Raw genomic sequence first — 23,427 nt, 5'->3', positions numbered from 1 at the left:
AAATATTTTCGCAATCACATTTACCCTAGTTAATTTGATATGGAAACCTGAACGTTTCCAGAACTTGCTTCTGAGCTAGCAAGAGATTAAACAAGCACAGATGGCGCGACATTACGTGAATTTTTGGTATATCCAAAAGATATTAAAGTCATCAACTTTAATACTCCTCGCCCATAATTTTATTTCTATTAATTGAAACTAATAAGAAACCACAGAAACGGCAGATGTGGAAATATATAATATGGAGTATTAGAAGCGCTATGTAGATGCGCGCCTGATGGAGGATGTCCGTAATATATACAGAGAAAGGTTTTGGCCAGATATTGCAGGATATTATTTAAAGTACTGAACCTGCATAGTTTGGTATAGGGCGGATAAGCCAACCCGCCACCAACTGAAAAAGCAGGGTGTGGAGACCGGCTGGTAATAAAAAAACCAACCAGCAGGGGCATTAAAATCGAGCATGCTCCTGAGCAGCCCTGATTTTCTTGATGAAGTCAGAATTTTGTCCTTCAGACTCTATGCGATCAAGCCGTTGTTTAATAACCTCCTCCTCGCCAATAAACTCACTCAGCTTAGTGAGCTCCAGACTCAGATAAAGGCCTTTATCACTGCTGATGACGTGCCCTCTTAAGCGCAAAAGCAGTTCCAATAGCCTCTCGTCGGTTTGGATAACTTTTTCGGCCCACGTTTTGACGCGTTCTATGTTTCCGATGTCTTTCTAGGCATAAAGGTACGACAGGAGATCGTTCGTTTTTAAAAGAATGGTCGAAATTTCATCCTGGTTCAGCCGTTCAGCCGTTCAGCCGTTCAGCAAGCCTTGGCAACACTGCTCCCAGTTCTTCGTTTAACAACACCCGATCATCTATCGACGCTGGCCGGTCGCCGACCAGCCCGTTTTGCCACATAAGATGCCGCACATACCTTGCAATCCATGACCAGGCGTTCCCCTTGACACAGATATCCTGAAGGTTTGAGGTGATCGAAATAGAGCGTTATGCATGATTCAGCACCCATGACTAATATGCTGATGTTATATGAAGGGGGAATCGCAGACGGTCCCCAGTACTCTGCTACGGGGTCCGACTCTCAATGTCCGTATGTGGATGCATAGCTTCAACTAATTGATAGGTTCTGCCTATCTTGACATTCAGATCGCCGCGGCTAATCCAGTCATACATTCTGGCGGCATGAGCTCGCAACGCGTCGGAGTACACGGTGTCGGCTCACCTGAATAAACATAATCAATACATTTGAAATCTGGGATGTGAATCAAAACAACTCACTTAATAACAACGATGACATATAATTCATTCTCTAATAAATCCAAGTATATATATTTTTTATTATATAAAACCACTCAAATTAATCATTAAAAAACATAGGGATCGCTCGCGGTAATGCATATTGATTAACTTATATTCCTGTTGTTTATAAATTTGACCAACCCTTGGGGTGGAATATAACACCTCCTGTAATCACAACAACTCAAACTTATTAAGAGCGAAAGATAATGGAAATAATCTATGCTTTTTTGTTTAAATACGGATATATCTTGCTTATTCTTGCCTTTTGGATGAATGCATATCTTGCCCACAGGAAATACGACCACTATAACACAATGAAAATACTAGGAAAATGGTATGATCTGGAGCGCCGTAGCGCCACAGAAGACAAGGCCAAGACACTTGATAATTACATTAAAAAATCGCGCAAAAAAAGTAAATTGGCATCTTTATGGGCGCTTATTGTTTCAGGTTTTTTTGCTTTTATAATCATGATTCAAATTCTTGAAAATTATTTATTTAAGTAAACACTGTCTTTGCTAGAAATTTTCAACTTTCACTACAGCCAGGGTTCGCCCTATCTGCCAGGTTATTTAGGGCGCTTTATTATTGTCGTACTGGCCATCAGCAAACGAGAGCCCAGTGATGTCTACAACTTGGCTAACGAAAGTGTACGATAATAATAATATTAATTGGTGTTATATAAGAATCAACAGTACAAAGTAATTAGGAATTACATGCTTTACATGTATCCACTTTTGACGTTATTTATTATCCCTATTGACACAAGAATGTATTTATCTCTTGCATCCTCTGGCACTGAGTGTAAAGTTTTCAACCGTACCCAGTCTATGTTTAACAATATACCTCAAAATAGTCACATGGCATCAGGCACATGCATGCTTATTTTTTAATATTAGAAGTACTAATAAATAAATTAAGAAGTCGTTAAACATTCAATAAGATGAAATCCACTGAGAATATTTCAGGTATCAAGGGCGCACTCGACTGCTTGCCCATTTTTCAACGGTTAACATTCCCCTGGCAGCGCTCACGCGTTGCCAATATCCTGGTTCAAGGCTGCCATTACCTACGCAAGGAGATTTACCTACACCGGTTGGCTAATGGTTTCTATCTTAATAATCATACAATCCAGCCCTCATACGATTTTTCATAGACCTCCAGCATCGAACTACCCAGCTCCGCCTGCTTCAGGAATGATGCAGCTTAGCAGCGTCTTGACCACAACCATTGAACTGGCTGGTTTATTGCCGGGGCAGTGTGGCCCGGTGCTGTGTCCTTAGGCCGAATTGCGGTTGTTACGCCCGCGGGCGCTGTAATAACAGCAATAGTGGGCGGACTTAGGCCTACTGAAGCTGGAAGTAGCAGCGACCAAGTACCTGGTCGTGATGTCCCTGCTATTTGAAAGAAACTACAGTGTGAGCGTATCTGGTTAGCAAGGCTGGCAGGCAGGAGCTCTCATAAGGCTATCAGTTCATGATTATTGATAGATGAGCCAATATAAAAGTCTTGTGAGGCCTTAGTCCGAATTGCAAATGAAAGCCCAGACATTTCGAGAAATTGCTGCTCAAAACCGACGTACGCTTCGCGCCATGAGACATTCGACAAGCTTTTTATGGTCTAGTGTCGTGCTTCGTCGTAGCGGGTTCTGGTCTTCCAGCTGCGGTAAATACTCCTCATCCATTTAAACGCCAGAGCCCGGATGGCTGACTGATGCGACTTACCTTTTTCTCGCTGGCTATAGTAATAAAGTCTGGTCCAGTATGATGAATAAACCCTCTGAGCAATCCATTCGACAAAGGTCTGTCTTACAAACTTGGCACATTGCCTCTTCAGGGGAGTGTGTATCATGCCGGAATTCTGTTTCTGAATGGAAAAGGATTTTGGGTCAGGGTCAGCTTAATTCATTCCTACTCACTATTTTAATCAACGCTGTTATTTGACCAGCTCCCCGCTGCCTCGCCACCGTTTGATTTCTGTCACCATAATCAGGTAGTGGGTGGGATTTTAAACTGGACACTGACAGATTAAGAACGCCAACAAACGAAGGAATAATCCGGTTGTATTAGCGTTTAGATTTCTTATTTACAGTCATTGCTGGGTGCTTTCCCCTCATCGATAAGCTAACAGGTGCTTGACACATTTCACCACCATACCTAGATTGAATAGGTATAGTTTAGAAAGCTAATACACAATGACGTAACGGTTAACAAACCGTAAAAATGCCTGTGCTGGCCAGCCGGACAATCTCGATAACATTTCATAAAATTGAGTTTATCAATGAATTCATCTAACGAAGGAAGTGTAAGGCATTCACCTATTCATAAATTGGGCATGCTGGGGTTTGGGGTTCTACTGATCATCGCAGGTGCAGTACTCGCGTCACTTGGATTCAAACTGGTTAGGCTGCATGGCAGTCCCTATTATCTGATTATCGGGGGAGTTTGGTTGCTATCCGGACTGCTGACGTTATTGCGGCGGAGTTCAGGCATCTATCTGTATATTTTGAGTTTTATCGCCACTCTCGTATGGGCACTGTGGGAATCAGGGCTCAATGGTTGGGCGTTAGTACCGCGTCTGGATCTGCCATTACTGTTCTTGCTGTTTGCTGTATTACTCATGCCTGCCCGCAGTTCGGAAGATAAAAAAGCCTATCGGCGTTACGGCGTGGCGCTTTTCGTGTTTACCGTCGCCGGCTTGGGTGTTGCCGTGCCGTTGGCGCAAAAGCCTTACTCCGTCGAAACGGCAACCACACAACCTGGCAGCTATTTTGACGAGGTAACTAAACCTGCTTCGCAAGATTGGCCGACCTACGGCGGTGGCCACGGCGCACAGCGTTTCTCAGCACTGTCGCAGATTACGCCAGCAAATGTGAGTCAACTACATCGCGTCTGGACCTACCGTACCGGCGAGGATCACAGTCCTAATTTTGGCAATGAGCTGACGCCTATCAAGGTTGGCGATACAGTTTACGGGTGTACCATTAGACATAAAATTTTCGCCGTTAATGCGGCCAGCGGAAAACAGATTTGGATGTTCGACCCAAAGACCCCTGCAGAATTTTCTCCGCCTAACTCAGCCTGCCGCGGGGTGTCGTATTATGCCAATCCACAGGCGCAGGCAGGTAAAATGTGCGCCGCACGTATTATTGTCGGTACTTTAGACGCCAAAATTGTGGCGGTTGATGCTCATACCGGTCAACTTTGCGAGGACTTCGGCAATCACGGCTTTGTCGATTTAATGCAAGGGTTGGGTAATTGGCCTGCGGGCATCGTCTCGATCACCGCAGCGCCGACTATCGTTCGCGGTATTGTAGTATCCGGTCAGCAGGTCATGGACGGACAGCTTCGTTCTGCACCTTCAGGGGTCGTACGTGGTTACGACGCTGTGACTGGCCAGATGCGCTTTGCCTGGGACATGGAACAGCCGGAGATCAAGACCATTCCTGCCGAAGGCAAAACCTATTCTCTTGGCACACCAAACATGTGGTCGACAGCAGTGGGTGACGAGAAGTTGGGGCTTATCTATTTGCCGATGGCCAACTCGGCTGGTGACTATTACAGCTCCACGCGTATGCCTGAAGAGCGTAAATACAGTTCGGGCATTACCGCTCTGGACGTTACTACAGGAAAGCCGCGCTGGGTTTATCAGTTTGTTAAAAATGATGTGTGGGATTACGACACGCCGGCCCAGCCGAGCCTGGTCGACTTCCCTACTGCTAAAGGTCCAGTACCCGCGCTGATTGTCACCACCAAGCAGGGCGACCTGTGGGTGCTTGACCGTCGTACCGGCGAGCCACTGCATAAGGTTGACGACCAATCGGTACCACAGGGCGGCGTTGAGCCCGCAGAGCGCGCGCCAACTCAGCGGCGTTCACTGTATAGCCACACGCAGAAACCGAATTTGACCGAAAAAATGATGTGGGGGATATCGCCTATAGACCAATTGGTGTGCCGTATTCAATACCGCGCCGCCAACTATCAGGGCATTTTTACCCCGCCGAGCGCCAATAAACCCTGGATTGAATATCCTGGTAATAACGGTGGTTCTGACTGGGGCAGCATCTCAGTTGACGTACATAACGGTGTAATTATAGAGAACTATAACGACTTACCTAGCTACTCTAAGCTGGTACCACGCGCTGTAGATGACGCTCTCGGCGTATTCTGGATGGGTGATTCGCGCTATAAAAATCCTCCTCCAGGCCGTAACCGCCCGCAAGCAGGCTTGCCATATGGGCAGGACGTCAATACCGGTTGGGTCTCCAACATCGGCGTTATCTGCAAACAGCCGCCCTTCGGAATGATTAAGGCTATCGATCTCGGCACGGGCAAAACACTGTGGGATCGTCCTCTAGGTACGGCGGAGAAAAATGGACCATGGGGCCTGCATTCCATGCTACCGATTGAAATTGGTCTGCCGAACAATGGTGGTGTGTTGACCACCACCAGTGGACTGGCTTTCATTGGCGCAACAACCGATGATTATCTGCGTGCAATTGATGTGAAAACCGGTAATACATTGTGGAAGGACTCACTGCCAGCAGGCGGACAGGCGACACCGATGACATACGAGGTGAACGGACGCCAGTTTGTGATTATCATGGCGGGCGGTCATCACGGTATGATGACCCCGGAAGGCGACTATGTCATTGCCTATGCCCTGCCCGAGAAATCTTAATTCGTTGTAGCTAAACAATCTGAGGGGCGATTCAAATACGCAAAGTAATCTACGCGTTCTTAATTGCTCCTCAATTATAAATCTTTCACCAGTAGTTGATGATTCTTATCGAGTAGTGCGAGTAAATCCTCAAGATTACCATCAGTGTTTCCCTTCATCCAAGCCACGCTAAGTGGGAGCCCCCCCACTTTCTCAGCTACTTCTAAATTAATGTATTTCACACCTGGAAAGCTCTGACCTTTCAAATAAGCAGGAACGATAGCAATCCCCAGTCCAGCAGAGACCAGATTAACAATCGTGTGCTTCTCATCAGCATATTGGGATATTTTTGGCTGAAAACCCTCGGCTCGGAAAATAGTCATCGTGAGGTCATGGCTGTGGGGACGCAATCTTCGTTCGGGTAAAATCATTGCTTCATCGTTAAAATCATAAACCGACACACTCTCTTTTTCTGCCAAGCGGTGGTTTAAAGGGACAGCAAGCGCGCAATTTTCGTGGGTAATCAATTTAAATTCGATAGCTGAATCATATTTCTCGGGCGGCCGGACAAATATCGCATCCAGCCATCCTGACTTCAGACGCGGAATAAGATTAATACTTTTATCTTCCTGCAAATGAATATCTGCATCGGGATGTGATTGCCGATATATATTTAAAAGTTTCGGCAACAATCCTGAAGCGGCGCTGTCCATTGCACCAATTCTCAACGGATGCTTTATTTTTTGGCCAATCATTTTAAATTTTTTCGATAACTGATCGGCCAATGAAACTATTTTCACTGCTTCTTCGAGAAACATCACGCCTTCTTTGGTCAGAGAGACATTACGCGTGGAACGATTCAGCAATCTCAATCCCAACTCCTCCTCAAGAAGCCTTATAAAACGGCCAAAAGAAGCAGGCATCATGTCCATTTTTTGGGCAGCTCGGCCAAAATGTAACTCCTGCGCAACAGCAATAAAACACCTCAGCTGATTTAACTCCATACACCCTCGATTGTATCACTAATTTATATAAATCAGCCCTGATGATAACGCCGCTTAACTCGGCATACTGAGACTGTGATTACAAAATAATAACATACCCTACACTCTATAGAGGATAACCTCATATGAATAATCACTTAGAAAAAAGGGTGATGCGTAAAGTCACATTACGTATCGTGCCCTTTATCATGCTCCTGTATTTCATTGCTTTTATAGATAGGGTCAATATCGGCTTCGCCGCACTGACCATGAATAAAGACCTCGGATTTTCACCTACTGTATTCGGCTTAGGCGCAGGAATATTTTTTATAGGTTATTTTCTTTTTGAAGTTCCCTCCAATCTTATTCTGCACAAAGTCGGTGCCAGGATATGGATTGCCCGCGTCATGATCACTTGGGGGCTTGTCTCCGGCTGTATGGCATTCGTTCAGGGGACCACTAGTTTCTATGTGCTGAGATTTTTGCTTGGTGTCGCAGAAGCAGGATTCTTCCCGGGCATCATCCTTTATCTGAGCTATTGGTTTCCTGCAACCCGTCGTGCTCAGGTTACTGCCATATTTATGGCTGCCGCCCCCCTTTCAACGGTTCTCGGATCGCCATTGTCCGGGGCACTGCTGGAAATGCACGGCATGATGGGCTATGCAGGTTGGCAATGGATGTTCTTTATTGAAGCAATTCCGGCGCTAATATTAGGTGTCGTCGTTCTTTTCTACCTAACCGATCGGCCAGAAAAGGCTCGGTGGCTTGACGATGAAGAGCGTGAATGGCTGCAAAACACCATGCATGCAGAGCAAGTTAATAGGTCTGGCGTCAAACATCAAAGTGCATGGCGTGGCTTGGCCGATAAGCGTGTACTTGCCCTCGCGCTGGTTTATTTCGGTACCTCTGCGGGTTTATATACGTTGGGTATCTGGTCACCACAAATCATCCATACCTTAGGCGTTTCCTCTCTGGAAATCGGCTTTCTTAACGCCGTACCGGCAGTGTTTGGTGTCATTGCAATGGTGCTGTGGGCCCGTCACTCTGACCGCGCCGGTGAAAGGAACTGGCACGTCATCAGTGCCTGCATTCTGGCCGCCGTTGGGCTGTTCTTCGCGGGAAATGCCAGCACGATGCTAACGGTAATCCTCGCGCTGACCTTAGTTAACATAGGAATTAGCGCATCAAAACCACCTCTTTGGAGCATGCCAACACTGTTTCTAAGCGGTCCTGCGGCCGCCGCAGGTATCGCCGCCATCAACTCCATTGGTAATCTCGGTGGTTTTGTTGGCCCGATGATGATCGGGATTATCAAGGAATATACCGGGTCGTTTACCTATGGGCTTTATTTCGTAGGTGGCCTGCTGCTCATTTCTGCAATCGTCGTCTTAATACTCGCTGCACGGACTAAAACACAAAGCGATATAACCCTTCCTCACCCTAAATCACACTAAAAATTTTGGAGATAGAACATGCGTCAATATTCAATAGCAGCCATTCCAGCCGATGGTATCGGTCCAGAAGTTATCTCTGCGGGCATTGAGGTGCTTCGCGCCTTGGAACGTCAAAACAAACAGCTCAAGTTTGATATTAAAACTTTTGACTGGGGTTCAGACTATTACAAAGCCAATGGTGTGATGATGCCTGAAAACGGTCTCGATCAGCTGAAAAAATTTGATGCCGTTTTCTTCGGCGCAGTAGGTGCACCTGATGTACCTGACCATATCACGCTGTGGGGTTTACGCCTGCCGATTTGTCAGGGATTTGATCAGTACGCCAACGTGCGTCCAACCAAAATTCTGCCCGGCATCACGCCGCCGCTGCGCAACTGCGGTCCTGGTGATTTAGATTGGGTAATTGTGCGTGAGAACTCTGAAGGTGAATATTCGGGCAACGGCGGCCGTGCACACAGAGGCCTGCCAGAAGAGGTGGGAACTGAAGTGGCAATTTTCACTCGCGTTGGCGTGACACGCATCATGCGTTACGCATTCAAATTGGCGCAGTCTCGTCCGCGTAAATTCCTGACCGTAGTGACCAAGTCTAACGCCCAGCGGCATGGCATGGTGATGTGGGATGAAATAGCCGCAGAAGTGGCACTCGAGTTTCCAGATGTTAAATGGGACAAAATGCTGGTTGATGCGATGACCCACCGCATGACTCTTCATCCAAAAACGCTGGATACCATCGTCGCCACGAACTTGCATGCCGATATCCTTTCCGATTTGGCCGGTGCACTGGCGGGTAGTCTGGGTGTGGCTCCAACCGCTAACATCGACCCTGAACGCCGTTTCCCGTCAATGTTTGAGCCTATTCATGGTTCGGCGTTCGACATTACCGGCAAAGGCATCGCCAACCCAATTGCTACCTTCTGGACCGCAGCACAAATGCTTGAACACCTTGGTGAAAAAGAAGCAGCAGACCGTATTATGCAAGGTATAGAACACGCGTGTTCGAAGGGTTTCCTTACGCCAGACGTGGGCGGCAAAGCCAACACTGCGGACGTAACACGCGCCGTCGTTGCGTTTATCGAAAGCACGACTCCGGTTACTGAGACTGTTTAATTATGGACAATAAAGATGCTGCAGTTGTACTGCAGGATATCTTTCACGCCGCCATCGACAGTGCCCTCCCGGGGCCTGTCGTCCCCCTCTCCATGCCAGAAAAACCACGCGGTCGTTGTGTGGTCATTGGCGCAGGCAAGGCGTCGGCAGCGATGGCGGCGGCGGTAGATGCTGCCTGGCCAGACGTCGATTTATCTGGTGTGGTTGTGACACGCTACGGTCATGCAGTCCCGGCTGGTCGCATACGCATTCTTGAGGCAGCGCATCCTGTTTCCGATTCTATGAGTGAGGTCGCGGCGATGATGATTGCCGAAGCCGTTCGACACTTAACGTCTGACGATTTAGTGCTGGCATTGATATCAGGAGGCGGCTCGGCATTGATGGCGTTGCCCATCAGCGGACTGAATTTGGCCGATAAACAGAAAATCACCCAATCACTGCTACTCAGCGGAGCAAATATTCGTGAGATGAATTTGGTCCGGCGTCATTTATCAGCCATTAAAGGGGGGAAACTGGCATCGATGGCGGCGCCTGCACGCGTAGTGTCATTAATTATAAGCGATGTGCCTGGCGATAATCCTTCTGATGTCGCTTCTGGCCCGACTGTCGCGGATACCAGCACCCCCGAGCAGGCACTAGCCGTCCTCATGCGCTATAACATACCGGTCTCTCCAGAGATTAGAAATGCCTTGTTGGCAAAGCAGGAAGCGTATCTTTCACCGGCGGCCCAATCCGATTCGCGGCTTATTGCAACACCGGCGATGGCGCTTAAAGCCGCGGCAGAGGCCGCACGCAGACACGGCATTATGCCGTTGATTCTAGGCGATGCGCTTGAGGGGGAAAGTCGTGAGCTGGGTATAGTGATGGCAGGTATTGCACGGTCGGTAAAATTGTATGGTCATCCTGTGAAAAAACCGGCGGTATTACTCTCCGGAGGGGAAACAACAGTTACCGTGACGGGCTTCGCAGGCAAAGGGGGGCGTAACACAGAATTTTTACTAAGCCTCGCCTGTGCGTTGGAAGCGCAAGAGGGCATCTGGGCTATCGCAGGGGATACTGACGGGATAGACGGCACGGAAGACGCAGCTGGAGCGATTATCTATCCCGATACGATAAGCCGTGGCAGCGAAGTCGGCCTACATGCCCCTGACTATCTGGCGAAGCACGACAGTTATAGCTTTTTCCATGCTACAGGGGATCTGGTGACGACCGGCCCAACGTTAACCAATGTGAATGATATTCGAGCAATACTTATCAGTTAAGGGAAGTACTTTGGCACCAACCCATAGAAGTTTTCAACTTTTATGGGTCGGTGCTTTTTTTTTCAAGAAAAAAGACACCTACAATACTGCACCCCTGATTATATACATATTTTATATAATCAAACGACATTGAACACTAATTTCAACCCGTCATACTACGTGCGCTTACAAAACCGCAACAAGAAAGACGAGTTAATAAAACATTTTCATACACTCAACGCATTCGATATAGAACCGCTCGGTTCTCATCATTTTCAGGGAAATAAACCACGTTGAGCCAAGGATGGATGCACGATAGATGTGCAAAGAACCATCAAAGCAACAGGTCAAATAAATACCTGCAACTTGATAATTATAAAGCACGGCTGATTGGTAAATAATAATGAAACAAAGCGGTATCGGGAGACGCCCATTCATCATTGGCTCTCTCATTGGCATTGCATCACTTGGGATGAAATGTGGCATCAGTAGCGTTTTTGCCGCTGTCAACTCCCCGATTGATGAGTTGAACGCCTATCAACCCAAGTTTTTCTCAAAAGAACAATGGCAGTTTGTCGTAGCGGCCTGTGATCGTCTTATCCCGCAGGATGAAGAAGGCCCTGGCGCATTAGAAACACACGTCCCAGTCTTCATTGATAATCAGATGCTGACCCCCTATGGCAAGGGAGAAGACTGGTACATGAACGGACCTTTTAGCAGCCATGCAGGCAAACTGTTTGGCTATCAATTGCCGTTTCCGTTGCAAGTACTTTATCAAAAAGGCATCGCACTAACCAATCAACATACCCGCCTGAAATATAATAAAGATTTTCCCTCGTTGACACCTATGCAGCAAGACGCAGTATTAGTCTCGCTTGAAAGTAACAAAGTGGATTTTTCAGAATTCGGGGAACCCGATTTAACTGCACAATATTTTTTCATCCGCCTGCTCGAAAACACGAAAGAAGGTTATTTGTCCGATCCCAAATACGGTGGCAATAAAGGCATGGCGTCATGGGTAATGATTAATTTCCCGGGCGCGCGTGCGAGCTTTCCGACGTGGGTCAAAATCCACAACGTCAAATACCCCATCGGCCCCGTTTCCCTCAATGGTGACGTGGCCTGATCTTTTGTTATCTTTTTGAGTAGATAATTCATGAAAATCACTAATGAACCCGTAGACGTGGTCGTCGTTGGTCTGGGTTGGACCGGTGCTATCCAAAGCATTGAGCTGGCTAAAGCTGGATTAAAAGTTCGTGCACTTGAGCGCGGTGCAGATCGTACAAGCGCCGAATTTGCTTACCCTATTCCGGCGGATGAACTGGCATACACCAAACGCCACAAGATTATGCAAAGTCCGGCGGTAGCGGCCTTCACCACTCGCCATAATCTCAATGAAGTCGCGCTGCCGATGCGTGAACTTGGCTCCTTCCGCCTCGGCGATGGTGTCGGAGGTGCGGGCCTGCACTGGACGGCGATGATCACTCGTCCTACGCCAACCGATCTACAGTTGGCGACCTACGCGCGTGAAAATTTCGAAAAGTCGCAGCTCGACAAAGAACTGAGATTGTATGACTTCCCTATTTCATGGGATGAGCTTGAACCGCATCTGGACTTTTTCGACCAAGTTTGCGGCTCTTCGGGTCAAGCAGGAAATGTCCGCGGCCAAATTATTCCGGGTGGCGATCCCTTTGAAGGCCCGCGCTCCAACGCCTTCCCTAACCCGCCGCTTATTGATAGCCTAAACAGCAGCATGTTCCGCAAAGCGGCGATGGAGATGGGCTATCACCCTTACTCGATCCCATCAGCGGCGGTTTCACAGGCCTACACAAACCCTTATGGCCAGCAAATTGCGCCCTGCAACTACTGCGGCTTCTGCCAATTCTATTCCTGTCTGAATTACTCGAAGGCTTCGCCGCAAACCGCTATCCTCGACCGCTTAAAACAGTTTGAAAACTTTGACTACAAGACCCATGCCAATGTGATCCGCGTGGAAAAACATGCAGACGGCAAGACCGCAACTGGCGTCACTTACGTCGACGAGCACGGCAATGAAGTTTTTCAGCCTGCAGAAATCGTTATTCTGGCCAGCTTCGGGCTGAACAATGTCCGCCTGTTGTTAAACTCTGGGATTGGCGAACCTTACGATCCAATAACCGAAAAAGGTGTTGTAGGGCGTAACTATACCCATCAATACGGTGGTGGTTTCACGTTGTTTTTTGACAACCTTGAATTTAACCCTTTCGCTACAGCTGGACCAACCGGCATTGTTATTACAGATTTTGGTACCGGCAATATCAAAACGGCGGAGCTGGGCTTCATTGGTGGAGCAAAAATCTACAGTTCTCAGCCGACAGGAACGCCGATGGCTGCTCCGGTAAAAAATACTTCACCGAGCTGGGGTCGCGGCTGGAAAAAAGGGCTGAAAGAGAGCTATGGCCATTCTATGGCGATAAAGCTCGAAGCCTCCAATATGGGTACACAGACTAACTATCTGGACTTGGATCCAACCTATAAAGACAAGTACGGCATGCCATTGCTGCGCGTAACTTATGACTATGTCCAGAACGATCTGCGGATGCTGCAGTATGTGAAGGGCAAGATGGAGGGGATAGCTAAGCATCTAAAGCCAGACTATTACTCCGACAGCATGCTCAAGATGGACAGTCATTTTGCCAGCTCACCGAATTATTCGAACACCCACAATGCCGGTGGCGCGATTATGGGCAGCAATCCAAAAACTTCAGTGGTAAATCGGTATCTTCAAACCTGGGACGTGCACAACGTATTCGTCATGGGAGCCAGCGCTTTTCCACAAAATCAGTATGCCAACCCTACAGCGCTTGTTTCCGGTCTAGCCTATTGGTCTGCCAAAGCCATTCGTGAGCAATATATCAATAACCCCGGCCCACTGGTTCAGGCGTGAGGAGAGGACGATGAAATCAGGCATTATAAAGCTCTTGCCTTTCGCAATAATGTCAATGCTGGGCATGTTTGGCATCGCTCAGGCACATGCAGAGGGCGAAAATACCTCCGAGCTGATTAAACAAGGGGACTATTTGGCACGTGCCGGAGACTGTACCGCCTGCCATACTGTTGCAGGTGGCAAACCGTTTTCCGGTGGGATGGCGATAAAGAGTCCCATGGGCGTGATCTACTCCACTAATATTACACCTGATCCAAAAGCTGGTATTGGAGAATACAGCGAGAAACAGTTTGCCGACGCGTTACGAAAAGGCGTAAGGGGCGACGGCAGCAATCTTTATCCAGCAATGCCCTACCCCGACTATCGCGGCATTTCTGACGAAGATATCCACGCGCTGTATATTTACTTTATGAAAGGCGTCGCGCCGGTGGCTGTTAAAGCGCCGGAAACGTCGATGTCTTTCCCATTTAATCAACGATGGGGCATGAAGTTCTGGAACTTTGCCTTCACCTCGGATAAACCGTTTAAACCTTTTGCAGCCGCCGCGGATACCAATGCCACCGAGCTTAATCGCGGAAAATATCTGGTTGAAACGCTGGGCCACTGTGGCAGTTGTCACACCCCGCGCGGCATCGGCATGCAAGAGAAGGCGCTCAACGATAACGATAAGCTGTTCCTTTCAGGTGGTGACCTCAACGGCTGGCCGGTGCCGTCTATCCGCAATCTTGAGGGCTGGTCGATTAAAGACGTCACCGATTATCTCTCTACCGGGCGCAATCACTTCGCGTCGGTCGGCGGCGAGATGACGGGTGTCGTCGAGCACAGCATGCAACATATGGATGGCAGTGACTTACAGGCGATTGCCACCTATCTGAAGTCGCTACCGGCTAACGCAAATGAACCGTCAAACCTTAAACCCGGCAGCAACAGCGAAACCCAGAAAACAGTAATAACACTAAATCAGGGTAAAAATCTCACTGCGGGCCAGCTGCTTTACCTAAACAACTGCGAAGCCTGCCACCTGACGGACGGCAACGGCGCGCAGGATATTTTCCCGCGTCTGAACGGAGCAGATATTGTGCTGAGTGATAACCCGACCGGTCTTATCAGTATTATGCTCAAGGGCGCACAGACTCCCTCGACCGAAAATGCACCGTCGGTACAAGTTATGCCTGGATTTGAACAACGCCTGAGCGACAAGCAGATGGCAGAGCTGGCAACCTTTATCCGCAGCGGCTGGGGCAATAACGCGCCGTCAGTGAGTGAAAAGGATGTCACTAAGGTACGAAAAAACCTTACCGCCGTCGAATAAATTTGAAGCAGTAAACTGAATGCCACTCTGTCATCAGGGTGGCATTTTTTTGAATGCCGTTATTAAATTTTTTCGTAGCTTATTCCGCCACGGGTTTTATGCTCCCTTAGCGTTTCATTGAGTGACACCACAATATATTCGTCTTTAACGCCTAGGGTATCTTTTACCACCTCATAAATCCCCTTCATCAGTTTTTCTTTCTGTTCTTTGGTACGACCTGCGGCAAGATTGACTACGACTTCAGGCATATTTTTTTCCTCTAATTAATTTATTTTATATTGAGCAACAATCCCAGTAGCTCCTAATACGTGACCTTTCAAAGGTTCGGCAAGCATATTTTTATCTAGCCCCTTGGGAAGCGAGTTCATCTCGACATCTGTTGCAATTAAGGTGAAATTATAATGATGAATATCAGCGTTTTTAGGGGGACAAGGTCCTGAATAGCCTAATCTACATTCCTAATTAATCGTTCATGGCAGATTGACTAGCTGAATTTCCGGATCAGATTGCAAAAACGGTTTAGTATTGTTTACGAGCTGTTTGAAATGAGGCTGTTCAAAATGGAACTCGATGGCGGCTTCCCCTTTCCACTCTTCGTGAATAAGGAATATATTGCTGTCTTCGCTGTTGCGATAAATATCGTAATAGACATTACCCTCTTCATTTCGGCTTGGATGCTTACAGGCATTAATGACGTTAAATAACGCCTCAGCCTGACCCGCGCTGGCAATAAACTTAGCAGTAACGAGTTTATTCTTATGGCTCATGGTGATCTCTTATTAATATCTGATGGGTTCAACCATATTAATGACATTCGTTGAAAATTTTGTAAGCCCGAGTTGCCACCCAGCAGGGGTATCTGTATTAAACGCATGCAGCCGCCGGCTGAGAGTCCACTACGGCAAATAACCCAGCTTTGCACTTCTGGATAGGCGACCATCATCTCCAATTATTTACTGCCGCTAATGAGACGCTGCCTGATAAGCTTCAGCATAAGCCTGCCCTGCACACTGGCAATCCGCAAGACTACCATCGGTAATATAAGCTGGACGTTTGCATGAACCCTACTCGAGATAGTTGGGACATGATTTTTCTCCTGTTTTTTGTTTAAGGGGCACACCCAATACCTAGATAAACTAGGTATAAGACTAAACATTGTCAAGATGATATAGTCACGATTATATGCTCTACAGGTAACAGAGAGTTTCAATGAAGGTCAGCGCAGACGACAATCTCAAAAGCCATGTCGAAATGGTGATCCTTGCCGCCCTGGAACGCGGTCCACGCCACGGTTATTCATTGATTGAGCTAATACGCCAGCTCAGCGGCGGCGTGCTGTCCTTTCAGGAAGGGACCGTATATCCCCTATTGCATCGTATGGAGCATAAGGGGGTGATTTTGTCAGAGTGGGAAACCCCTCCAGAAGGACGTAAGCGCAAGGTTTATCAGCTGACCGATGCGGGTACTTGTGAGTTAGCCAAGCAACGCAACGCCTGGACTAACTATTCAGGTGCTGTGTCGACCATATTGCAGAGACCTTAATCATGTCTGACATGAGCGATCTTCCCCAATCCGCACGTCATTACCTCGACGAGCTTTCTTTCGAGCTGCGTTTCGAACGCAAATATGCCGAGGAGATTTGCGAGGAGATAGGCGGACATTTTTATGAAGCTCTGGCCTGCACCAGTGAACAGGATGCTGAGAAGGCTGCCGCTGAATTAACACAGGGATTTGGCTCGCCACAATTTCTCGCCGCCGATTTCGCAGCTGTGCTGATGACACGTAAATTGCGCAACACGCTGTTTCTCGATCTCAGCATCATGCTGGCTATCGGGTTGGCGGTGTTTAACTGCCTCTCCAGCGACAAAGGCGGACCTGCAGTATTTCTTGCCTGTGCCAGCGGCATGGTCGCCTGGGCAGGTCTGCTGTGGATCCAGATGAAAAACATGACCGGAACTCAGCTCTATCATTGGCTATGCACACCGATGATTGCTTGCCATATCACCTCTCTATCGCTGGTCATTTATCTACTTTGGGATTTCTATTTTTCTCAAAGTTCGCTCGGATTATACGACGGTTTCGAAATCACTGGTGTGATATTGCTACTTGCCAGGCTTATCCACGTCCGAAAACGCAGCAAAATGATGTGTTTGCTGTGGAAAAATGTTGCCCGACAGGGCTAAAATTTTTCAACCCGTAGCAGACTATCTGCAGATCTCCGGCACCTGTCACGCCCGTACACACGGGGAACACGTTCAGGCAGGCGGAGAGTATCGTTACGACAACCCTGCCGATATATATAGGTGCAGGGTTACAGGACTTTATCTACTGGCAGCCGGATGCCTCAGGCACCGGCGTTGAGCCTGTCTATGTCATGGTGAGTAATCCTTACGGAGAGACAAATGCTAAAGGACAATATAGTGGCCGCGCATATGATACGGAAAAAGCTGGAGGGCCCATTTTAAATGTGGACTGCACAACGGCAAAGATTGACCGAGCTGGCTTAGATAAGGTGAAGTTGCATACTGGACGTTTCAGCCCTTCAGATGGTAATTAAGTGATGATAGACCGCCTGGAGAAAATCTTAGCGGGAGAGATACCAGTAACCAATACGGACAAGCGCTTTTATACCCATGAGATTAGAGAGCTAGAGCGTTATCGGAATTTTGGTATAAAAGATGGCGAAGTTCCTCAAAGCGTCTCGAGGCGAAAAGAACTATGGCATAATACCCATACTGCAACTCTACAAGATCATATAATAAACGAAAGAGAACTGAGCCTTTATACTGATGAGGCCCTACAAGCCGATTATGAACAGGAAATTAAAGATGCCTTGGACGGATAATTCAATGTCTTTAAAAGATATAATCAAAAATGAAAGTGTAGAAGATATTTTAACATTTTTAGGGCCAACGTCTGACTATCCAAAGTTAGATAAGTTATTTACATACAACCGATATGATGTAATTACCAGTGGAGAACTTTCATCTAAATACGATGAGTTATTTAGAAAAGGTGTACTAGCTGATCAAAATGGGAAAGTAGTAAAAGGCCCGAACTGGAAAGAACCTAAATTTGTAACTGAGAAAAAATACGGTATCGCATAATCGCCAGCGCTTTCTGATAAGTCCATTTTAAGCAACGTCCAGCAAACTAGGGTTTGTTGGACGTTTTCTTTGGCAGTTAGAAAGGGGAACCGCTCCTAATTCCGACCAGCATTCCGATCTAATCAACAAAGCGTATAAGCGGATCAATGCTCAACTATTTGGGGGTAATTACATATCTATTTGAAGGATTCGAGATATTAAATGGAGTTAACATGCTTATATCCAGCCACTTTCGGTCGTTGTCGCTTTTACCTCCTTTATTCCTTTTTTCCTGTACGACACAAATCAAAAAAGTACAAAATGAAACTTCTCCGCAGGTCGTATCTGGGCCAATAAGCGTCAATTGTCCTGTAGGCGGCAGTATTCATACTGTTTAACCCTAGACAGGAAAAGTGCCACTATTGATCGTGCAGGAGTGGGCAAGGTGAAACTACATACCGGACGGTTTGGCAAATCACCTGATAACAAGGTTATGATCGACCGTCTGGAGAAAATCCTGAAAGGAGAACTACAATTAACGGATATTGATAAACGATTTTATACATATGAAATCAGAGAGCTGGAGCGTTATAGAAATCTAGGGGTTAAAGAAGGCGAACGCCCTAAAAAACGGTCTGAGGTTTGGAATAACGCACATACCGCCACTCTAGAAGACTATAAGATTAATGAGAAAACTCAGCCGTTGTATACACCTGAAGCTGAAGAAGCTTATCGCCAAGCCGAGGAGGGCAAGTGATGTTAGATCTTGAAGGTATCTATAAAAATGAGAGTGTGGAAGATGTTCTTCTGCATTTTGCTCCGCGAACTCCTTACCCCAGCATTGATCGGATGTATGTTAATTATAAATTCGAGATTGTCGCAGATGGTCATTTATTGAAAACGTATCTGCGACTTGTGCGTGAAGGTAAGTTGCTAGAAAACGAAAAACCCCTTCCTGAAAAAGGCCCGAACTGGAAAGAACCTAAATTTGTAACTGAGAAAAAATACGGTATCGCATAATCGCCAGCGCTTTCTGATAAGTCCATTTTAAGCAACGTCCAGAAAAAGAGGGTTTATTGGACGTTTTCTTTGGCGGTTAGAAAGGGAAACCGCTCCTAATTCCGACCAGCATTCCGATCTATTCAACAAAGCGTATAAGCGGATCAATGCTCAACTGTTTGGGGGTAATTACATATCTATTTAAAGGATTTTAGATATTAAATGGAGTTAACATGCTTATATCCAGCCACTTTCGGTCGTTGTCGCTTTTACCTCCTTTATTCCTTTTTTCCTGTACGACACAAATCAAAAAAGTACAAAATGAAACTTCTCCGCAGGTCGTATCTGGGGCAATAAGCGTCAATTGTTCTATAGGCTGCCCTGTAGGCGGCAGTATTCAGACTGTTACCCGCGAAGCTTATACATTGAACAACAATCCTGATACGAAGTTTGCCAACTGGGTTGCCTATACGATAACAAAAACCGGTCAGGCAACTAGTCGCCTCCGTAACTGGAAACGCGATCCTGCTTTGCCTGAATCAGATACTCTATCTCCCGCCGCATATACAGGCGCCAACAGTGAACTCGCCGTAGACAGAGGCCATCAGGCACCTTTGGCCAGCCTGGGCGGTACAGCTGATTGGTAGTCATTAAACTACTTATCTAATATCACGCCCAAAAGTCAGCACTCAATCAAGGCCCATGGGCGCGGCTAGAAGATAAAGAACGCGCTTTGGCCAATCAGGACGAGGGCACGGACGTTCACTCAGTGACCGGCCCATTATTTGAGACAGCTATAGCGGTTTTACCTGCTGCACCTGCAATACAGATCCCAAGCGGTTACTGGACATTGGCTCTGGGCCGGACAAGGGAAAATACGCCGCGTTTCTAATGGACCAAAGTGCTCCCAGGGCATCCAATTTTTGTGATTATCAGGTCACTGTCGAACAGATTGAGGCAAAAACCAATCACCATCTGAATATTTGGTCTTCCCTGCCCTTGGATATTGCCGCTGAGGTCAAGGCAATGAAAGGAACATTGGCTAAAGACTCTATGGGGTGTCAGTAAAAAATACATTCAGGCAGACATTCGATGTGAGGTATTTATCCAGCCAAGTGAATCAGAATAATTATTCTGGAAAACTCTGAAGCCGTGGACAGTATTTCTTGACCACGACAAAGCACCCTCAATTCTCTAAATAATATCTGTCCTCACGGCGTGATCATTTCGAAGGCCACGGTTCTGAAGCCACCAAGATCACAATGGCGTTTGATACAGTTGTTTAAAAATAAATATCAAATAATTTCTTTTTGATATTTCTACCTTTTCGTTATTATTGCTCCCGCACCGTTAGAGAACCATATGGTGCAAATCCGTGGTTATGGGCAAGCACATAGCCACAACATTCAACTGGCAGAAAGAGAGAATCTTATGCTAAATAAAAAAAATAGAAATAAAAGGGGCATAAATGTCTATTTCCATCCTATTCGAGGGAAACCTCAATGAAAGAATAAGTGATCTTGTGTCCGCGGAAGAACGTGATGAGTTGCAAGTAACAAAAGAAATCGCAACAGATTATGGATATTACAAGGTACAAGAAGAAAGTTTTGGCGGGAACGGAGTCTTTTTTAGCCAGACATCCGTAAACCGTTTTTCGTTATCTGACCATGCAAAAGGAGTTATGTATATTGCTGACTCCCCACACACAGCATGCAAAGAATTTTTCCAACAGGACGAGTTCATCGAGCAGTCAGATTTTACAACGAACTGTATGGCGGAGATCACAACAGCGCGGCCAATTCGTGTGTTCGAGGAAACCTCACTTGCCCCACATCTTGGGATTACAGTAGGGGACCTTATGGGGCCGAAGGCTGTTTATTCGTTTACGCAGGAATTGGCGAATGAGCTTTCAAAACATGCTGATGGGTTGGAGTACCTGTCACGCCACACTGGGAAGCCTTGTGTGGTTCTTTGGTCGGATCAAACAGATGGAGGCGGTATGGTCAAAAGCATGTCCGTAACTCCGCTGAATGAATACTCGCACAATGGTAAAACGGCCAAAGAAATCCTCAAGTCTCAGCTGAATATTCATGTTGTTTGAGACCTCAAATGGGCCATCTGGCCCATTTTTTTAAACAGCGTTTTGAGTTCCCAAATTCTCAGCAAGGATCATGAGATAGTCCATTTCTTCTGGGGTCGCTCCTCTGCGTAGAATTGTCAGAACCGACACCAACTCTCCAGTAGTCGGCAATTCAACTTTCCGTGTGAAAAAGTTACATTTACGCACCGCACTAACTTTATGCTTCATAGCTGCCAGTAACTGAGGGACACCTTTCAACATTCCTTTTTCACTATTTCTTTCGTCCGTTGAAAACTGAAAAACGGGATAAAGGTTTTCTGCGCCCCACTTCAACACAATAAGTTTATTATTTTCACCGTACTTGATCACTGTAGGCACACTTGCATGAATTATCTTTTCAACAACAGATGATTTGTGCACTCCACCGTATTTTTGAAGATGTTCCATGAATACCAGCCGGTTTTCTGCAAACTCTTGCTGCTCAGTTTTTTCCGGTGTTGGTGTGGCAATAATTTGCTGAGTGCGCGCTTTAAGTTGAGCCTCAGACCAAAAATCGGCATCAGTTAAGGTCAACAATGACTGTTGCTCTTCAACCGAAAGGAGCTTCAGTGAAGAAACTATGTTTGCTTGAATGTTCTTAAGCCGTTTTTCCAGGAGACCTGTTTCCGCCGGGCTTTTCATTTTCATAGTTGCGGTTTTCATGTTGATAGCGCTCCGGTTGATTAAAAAGCATTTCTTTAAGATTTAATGAAATTATTTTATAGGAAATCTTAAATTTGTGCAAGTTGTGTACTAGTTGCTCCATTGAAAGAGGTAACACCCAATGACAGATATCGAGCAACATTGAAGTACAAAGGTTTTAAGTCGTAGGCTAAATGCCATCATGAGTGATTTGAAGTAGTGAAATAGTTGTTAGCTGCCACTAAGGTTGGCTTTAACGCCTTTGACCCTACCCCAAAATCCTGCTCTATTCAGAGTACCGGTATGATAAACACTCCCCTGAACGGATGTTGTGCCGATGAAAAACTCAAGATTCACCTAACAGCAGATTATTTTTTTCCTCAAGCAGGCCGAGCTGGGCACGTCCGTGCCGGATGTCTGCCGCAAGCTAGATATAGCTGATACCACATTTCACACGTGGCGTAAGAAATACGGCGGAATTTCTCCTTCTAAACTCAACCATATGCGGCAACTGGAAGAAGAAAATCTGCGACTGAAGAGGCTGGTTGCAGACCTTAGCCTCGACAAGGCCATGTTGCAGTACGTGCTGGCAAAAAAGAGCTGACGCTGGCACGCCTGCGGGAATGGGTCAGGGATTTACAGGCCCGATATGGTGCCAGCGAAAGACAAATCTGTTTTGAGCTACGGCTCAGCCGCAGCTCGTTCAGGTATTGTTCTGTTGTTGCCGATGACAGTGCAATGCGCTTGTGTGTAGGTGAGATCACCGAAACGCGAATTCACTACGGATATCACCGGGTACACGTGATGCTCCGGCGTGAGGGCTGGCGCGACAATCATAAACGGATTTATCGCCTCTACTGTGAGCAGGGGCTGTTGCTGCGCCTCAAAAGGTCACGCCGCAATAAATCTGCTCGGCGGCAGCCACAGCTTCAGGGCTTATATCCGAACCACGTCTGGGCATGGATGTTGTTTCTGATGCATTGCGTCTACTCACGGTTATCGATCTTTACACCCGCGAATGCATGGGGATCTGCGAGGGGAGAATTTGCGTAAAAAAGAGTGGCGGAAATGCTGAACAGTATAGCGCTCAGTCGTCCTTTACCGCCGTTGCTGAAAACTGAAAATGGTTATGAATTTGCAGGAAAAATGCTGGACAGGTGGGTGCATAAAAGAGGGATAAGGTTCGACATCTCACGCCCGGGGATACCTACGGACAACGGGACGGTGGAGTCCTTCAACGGCAGGTTGCGGCAGGAATGCCTGAACGAGAGCTGGTTCATGTCTCGGGAGGATGCCCGGAGCAAAATCGAGGCCTGGCGCATACACTATAACCAGAGTCGCCCCCATTCTGCACTGGGCTGGATGACCCCCTCCGAATTCGCCGAAAAATCTGCCGGTTGCCAGAATATGCAGCCAGAATGAAGCCGGTTATTCCTGATTATGGCTGGATCACATACGGGGAACTGGTCAGGATCCGCCATTGCTAACTGAGCGTTGTATCTAATCCTGGGGGGGCAGGTCATCAGATATATCGTCAAACTCGTGGAGATTGAGTCCGGCAAATAAACTTTTCCACCGATACAAATCTCATT

The 23,427-nt window shown here is 46.9% G+C and carries 19 protein-coding genes and 5 pseudogenes; 18 read left to right on the top strand and 6 right to left on the bottom strand.

What is annotated here, in order from left to right; translation table 11 throughout:
* Positions 1 to 1,513 precede the first annotated feature (1,513 nt).
* On the top strand, positions 1,514 to 1,813 hold the full coding sequence (locus GA565_RS24155; RefSeq protein ID WP_152201871.1) for a hypothetical protein: 300 nt from the start codon (positions 1,514 to 1,516) through the stop codon (positions 1,811 to 1,813).
* Between the two features lie 1,114 nt (positions 1,814 to 2,927).
* Here the strand turns inward: GA565_RS24155 and GA565_RS24150 are convergent.
* A pseudogene (locus GA565_RS24150) lies at positions 2,928 to 3,134 on the bottom strand (IS110 family transposase); the annotation flags it as partial.
* Positions 3,135 to 3,587: 453 nt separating this feature from the next.
* Between GA565_RS24150 and GA565_RS24145 the strand changes: the two are divergent.
* The gene (locus GA565_RS24145) at positions 3,588 to 5,987 is read left to right on the top strand and encodes a pyrroloquinoline quinone-dependent dehydrogenase (protein WP_152201869.1); all 2,400 of its coding nucleotides are present in this window, start codon (positions 3,588 to 3,590) and stop codon (positions 5,985 to 5,987) included.
* 74 nt (positions 5,988 to 6,061) lie between these two features.
* On the opposite strand, the gene GA565_RS24140 is transcribed toward GA565_RS24145, so the two are convergent.
* On the bottom strand, positions 6,062 to 6,970 hold the full coding sequence (locus GA565_RS24140) for a LysR family transcriptional regulator (RefSeq protein WP_152201867.1): 909 nt from the start codon (positions 6,968 to 6,970) through the stop codon (positions 6,062 to 6,064).
* A gap of 125 nt (positions 6,971 to 7,095) precedes the next feature.
* Between GA565_RS24140 and GA565_RS24135 the strand changes: the two genes are divergently transcribed.
* The 6 genes from GA565_RS24135 (at position 7,096) to GA565_RS24110 (ending at position 14,989) form a co-directional block, all read left to right on the top strand.
* On the top strand, positions 7,096 to 8,403 hold the full coding sequence (locus tag GA565_RS24135; protein ID WP_152201865.1) for an MFS transporter: 1,308 nt from the start codon (positions 7,096 to 7,098) through the stop codon (positions 8,401 to 8,403).
* Positions 8,404 to 8,421: 18 nt separating this feature from the next.
* Positions 8,422 to 9,510, top strand: a complete 1,089-nt coding sequence (locus GA565_RS24130) for a tartrate dehydrogenase (RefSeq protein WP_152201864.1) — start codon at positions 8,422 to 8,424, stop codon at positions 9,508 to 9,510.
* Between the two features lie 2 nt (positions 9,511 to 9,512).
* On the top strand, positions 9,513 to 10,772 hold the full coding sequence (locus GA565_RS24125; RefSeq protein ID WP_152201862.1) for a glycerate kinase: 1,260 nt from the start codon (positions 9,513 to 9,515) through the stop codon (positions 10,770 to 10,772).
* Between the two features lie 382 nt (positions 10,773 to 11,154).
* A complete protein-coding gene (locus GA565_RS24120; RefSeq protein WP_152201860.1) occupies positions 11,155 to 11,877 on the top strand; it encodes a gluconate 2-dehydrogenase subunit 3 family protein in 723 nt (240 codons plus the stop codon).
* A gap of 30 nt (positions 11,878 to 11,907) precedes the next feature.
* Positions 11,908 to 13,677 carry a GMC family oxidoreductase gene (locus tag GA565_RS24115; protein WP_152201859.1) on the top strand — a complete coding sequence of 590 codons (1,770 nt, stop codon included), beginning with the start codon at positions 11,908 to 11,910 and terminating at the stop codon, positions 13,675 to 13,677.
* 10 nt (positions 13,678 to 13,687) lie between these two features.
* Complete coding sequence (locus tag GA565_RS24110; protein ID WP_152201857.1) at positions 13,688 to 14,989, top strand: cytochrome c; 1,302 nt, start codon at positions 13,688 to 13,690, stop codon at positions 14,987 to 14,989.
* A gap of 62 nt (positions 14,990 to 15,051) precedes the next feature.
* Here GA565_RS24110 and GA565_RS24105 read toward each other — a convergent pair whose 3' ends face one another.
* The 3 genes and pseudogenes from GA565_RS24105 to GA565_RS24095 form a co-directional block, all read right to left on the bottom strand.
* Positions 15,052 to 15,237, bottom strand: coding sequence for a tautomerase family protein (locus GA565_RS24105; protein ID WP_152201855.1), 186 nt, complete (start codon positions 15,235 to 15,237; stop codon positions 15,052 to 15,054).
* Positions 15,238 to 15,252: 15 nt separating this feature from the next.
* A pseudogene (locus GA565_RS25000) lies at positions 15,253 to 15,423 on the bottom strand (YbhB/YbcL family Raf kinase inhibitor-like protein); the annotation flags it as partial.
* Between the two features lie 36 nt (positions 15,424 to 15,459).
* The gene (locus GA565_RS24095) at positions 15,460 to 15,756 is read right to left on the bottom strand and encodes a putative quinol monooxygenase (protein WP_152201853.1); all 297 of its coding nucleotides are present in this window, start codon (positions 15,754 to 15,756) and stop codon (positions 15,460 to 15,462) included.
* A 442-nt stretch (positions 15,757 to 16,198) separates the two neighbouring features.
* Between GA565_RS24095 and GA565_RS24090 the strand changes: the two genes are divergently transcribed.
* From GA565_RS24090 to GA565_RS24055, 9 genes and pseudogenes are all read left to right on the top strand, one after another.
* The gene (locus tag GA565_RS24090; RefSeq protein WP_152201852.1) at positions 16,199 to 16,531 is read left to right on the top strand and encodes a PadR family transcriptional regulator; all 333 of its coding nucleotides are present in this window, start codon (positions 16,199 to 16,201) and stop codon (positions 16,529 to 16,531) included.
* A gap of 2 nt (positions 16,532 to 16,533) precedes the next feature.
* On the top strand, positions 16,534 to 17,172 hold the full coding sequence (locus tag GA565_RS24085; protein ID WP_152201851.1) for a hypothetical protein: 639 nt from the start codon (positions 16,534 to 16,536) through the stop codon (positions 17,170 to 17,172).
* 23 nt (positions 17,173 to 17,195) lie between these two features.
* The gene (locus GA565_RS24865) at positions 17,196 to 17,546 is read left to right on the top strand and encodes an S-type pyocin domain-containing protein (RefSeq protein ID WP_226951076.1); all 351 of its coding nucleotides are present in this window, start codon (positions 17,196 to 17,198) and stop codon (positions 17,544 to 17,546) included.
* 3 nt (positions 17,547 to 17,549) lie between these two features.
* Positions 17,550 to 17,834 carry a pyocin gene (locus GA565_RS24860; protein ID WP_226951065.1) on the top strand — a complete coding sequence of 95 codons (285 nt, stop codon included), beginning with the start codon at positions 17,550 to 17,552 and terminating at the stop codon, positions 17,832 to 17,834.
* A 4-nt stretch (positions 17,835 to 17,838) separates the two neighbouring features.
* Positions 17,839 to 18,096, top strand: a complete 258-nt coding sequence (locus tag GA565_RS24075) for an immunity protein (protein WP_152201987.1) — start codon at positions 17,839 to 17,841, stop codon at positions 18,094 to 18,096.
* A gap of 379 nt (positions 18,097 to 18,475) precedes the next feature.
* A pseudogene (locus GA565_RS24070) lies at positions 18,476 to 18,832 on the top strand (klebicin D activity protein); the annotation flags it as partial.
* On the top strand, positions 18,832 to 19,095 hold the full coding sequence (locus GA565_RS24065) for an immunity protein (protein ID WP_152201849.1): 264 nt from the start codon (positions 18,832 to 18,834) through the stop codon (positions 19,093 to 19,095). The pseudogene GA565_RS24070 and the gene GA565_RS24065, both read left to right, overlap by 1 nt.
* A 212-nt stretch (positions 19,096 to 19,307) precedes the next feature.
* Positions 19,308 to 20,142: pseudogene (locus tag GA565_RS24060) on the top strand (DNA/RNA non-specific endonuclease).
* 400 nt (positions 20,143 to 20,542) lie between these two features.
* Positions 20,543 to 21,175, top strand: a complete 633-nt coding sequence (locus tag GA565_RS24055; RefSeq protein ID WP_152201847.1) for an RES family NAD+ phosphorylase — start codon at positions 20,543 to 20,545, stop codon at positions 21,173 to 21,175.
* A 30-nt stretch (positions 21,176 to 21,205) separates the two neighbouring features.
* On the opposite strand, the gene GA565_RS24050 is transcribed toward GA565_RS24055, so the two are convergent.
* Positions 21,206 to 21,856: a hypothetical protein gene (locus tag GA565_RS24050; RefSeq protein WP_152201846.1), complete on the bottom strand. Its 651-nt coding sequence runs from the start codon at positions 21,854 to 21,856 to the stop codon at positions 21,206 to 21,208.
* A 346-nt stretch (positions 21,857 to 22,202) separates the two neighbouring features.
* On the opposite strand from GA565_RS24050, the pseudogene GA565_RS24045 reads away from it, so the two are divergent.
* A pseudogene (locus tag GA565_RS24045) lies at positions 22,203 to 23,257 on the top strand (IS3 family transposase).
* Positions 23,258 to 23,427 lie beyond the last annotated feature (170 nt).

The sequence above is a fragment of the Rouxiella sp. S1S-2 genome, from assembly GCF_009208105.1.
GTDB lineage: Bacteria > Pseudomonadota > Gammaproteobacteria > Enterobacterales > Enterobacteriaceae > Rouxiella.
The sequence above is the reverse complement of the archived record's forward strand: the minus strand, read 5'-3'. Positions and strand labels throughout refer to the sequence as shown.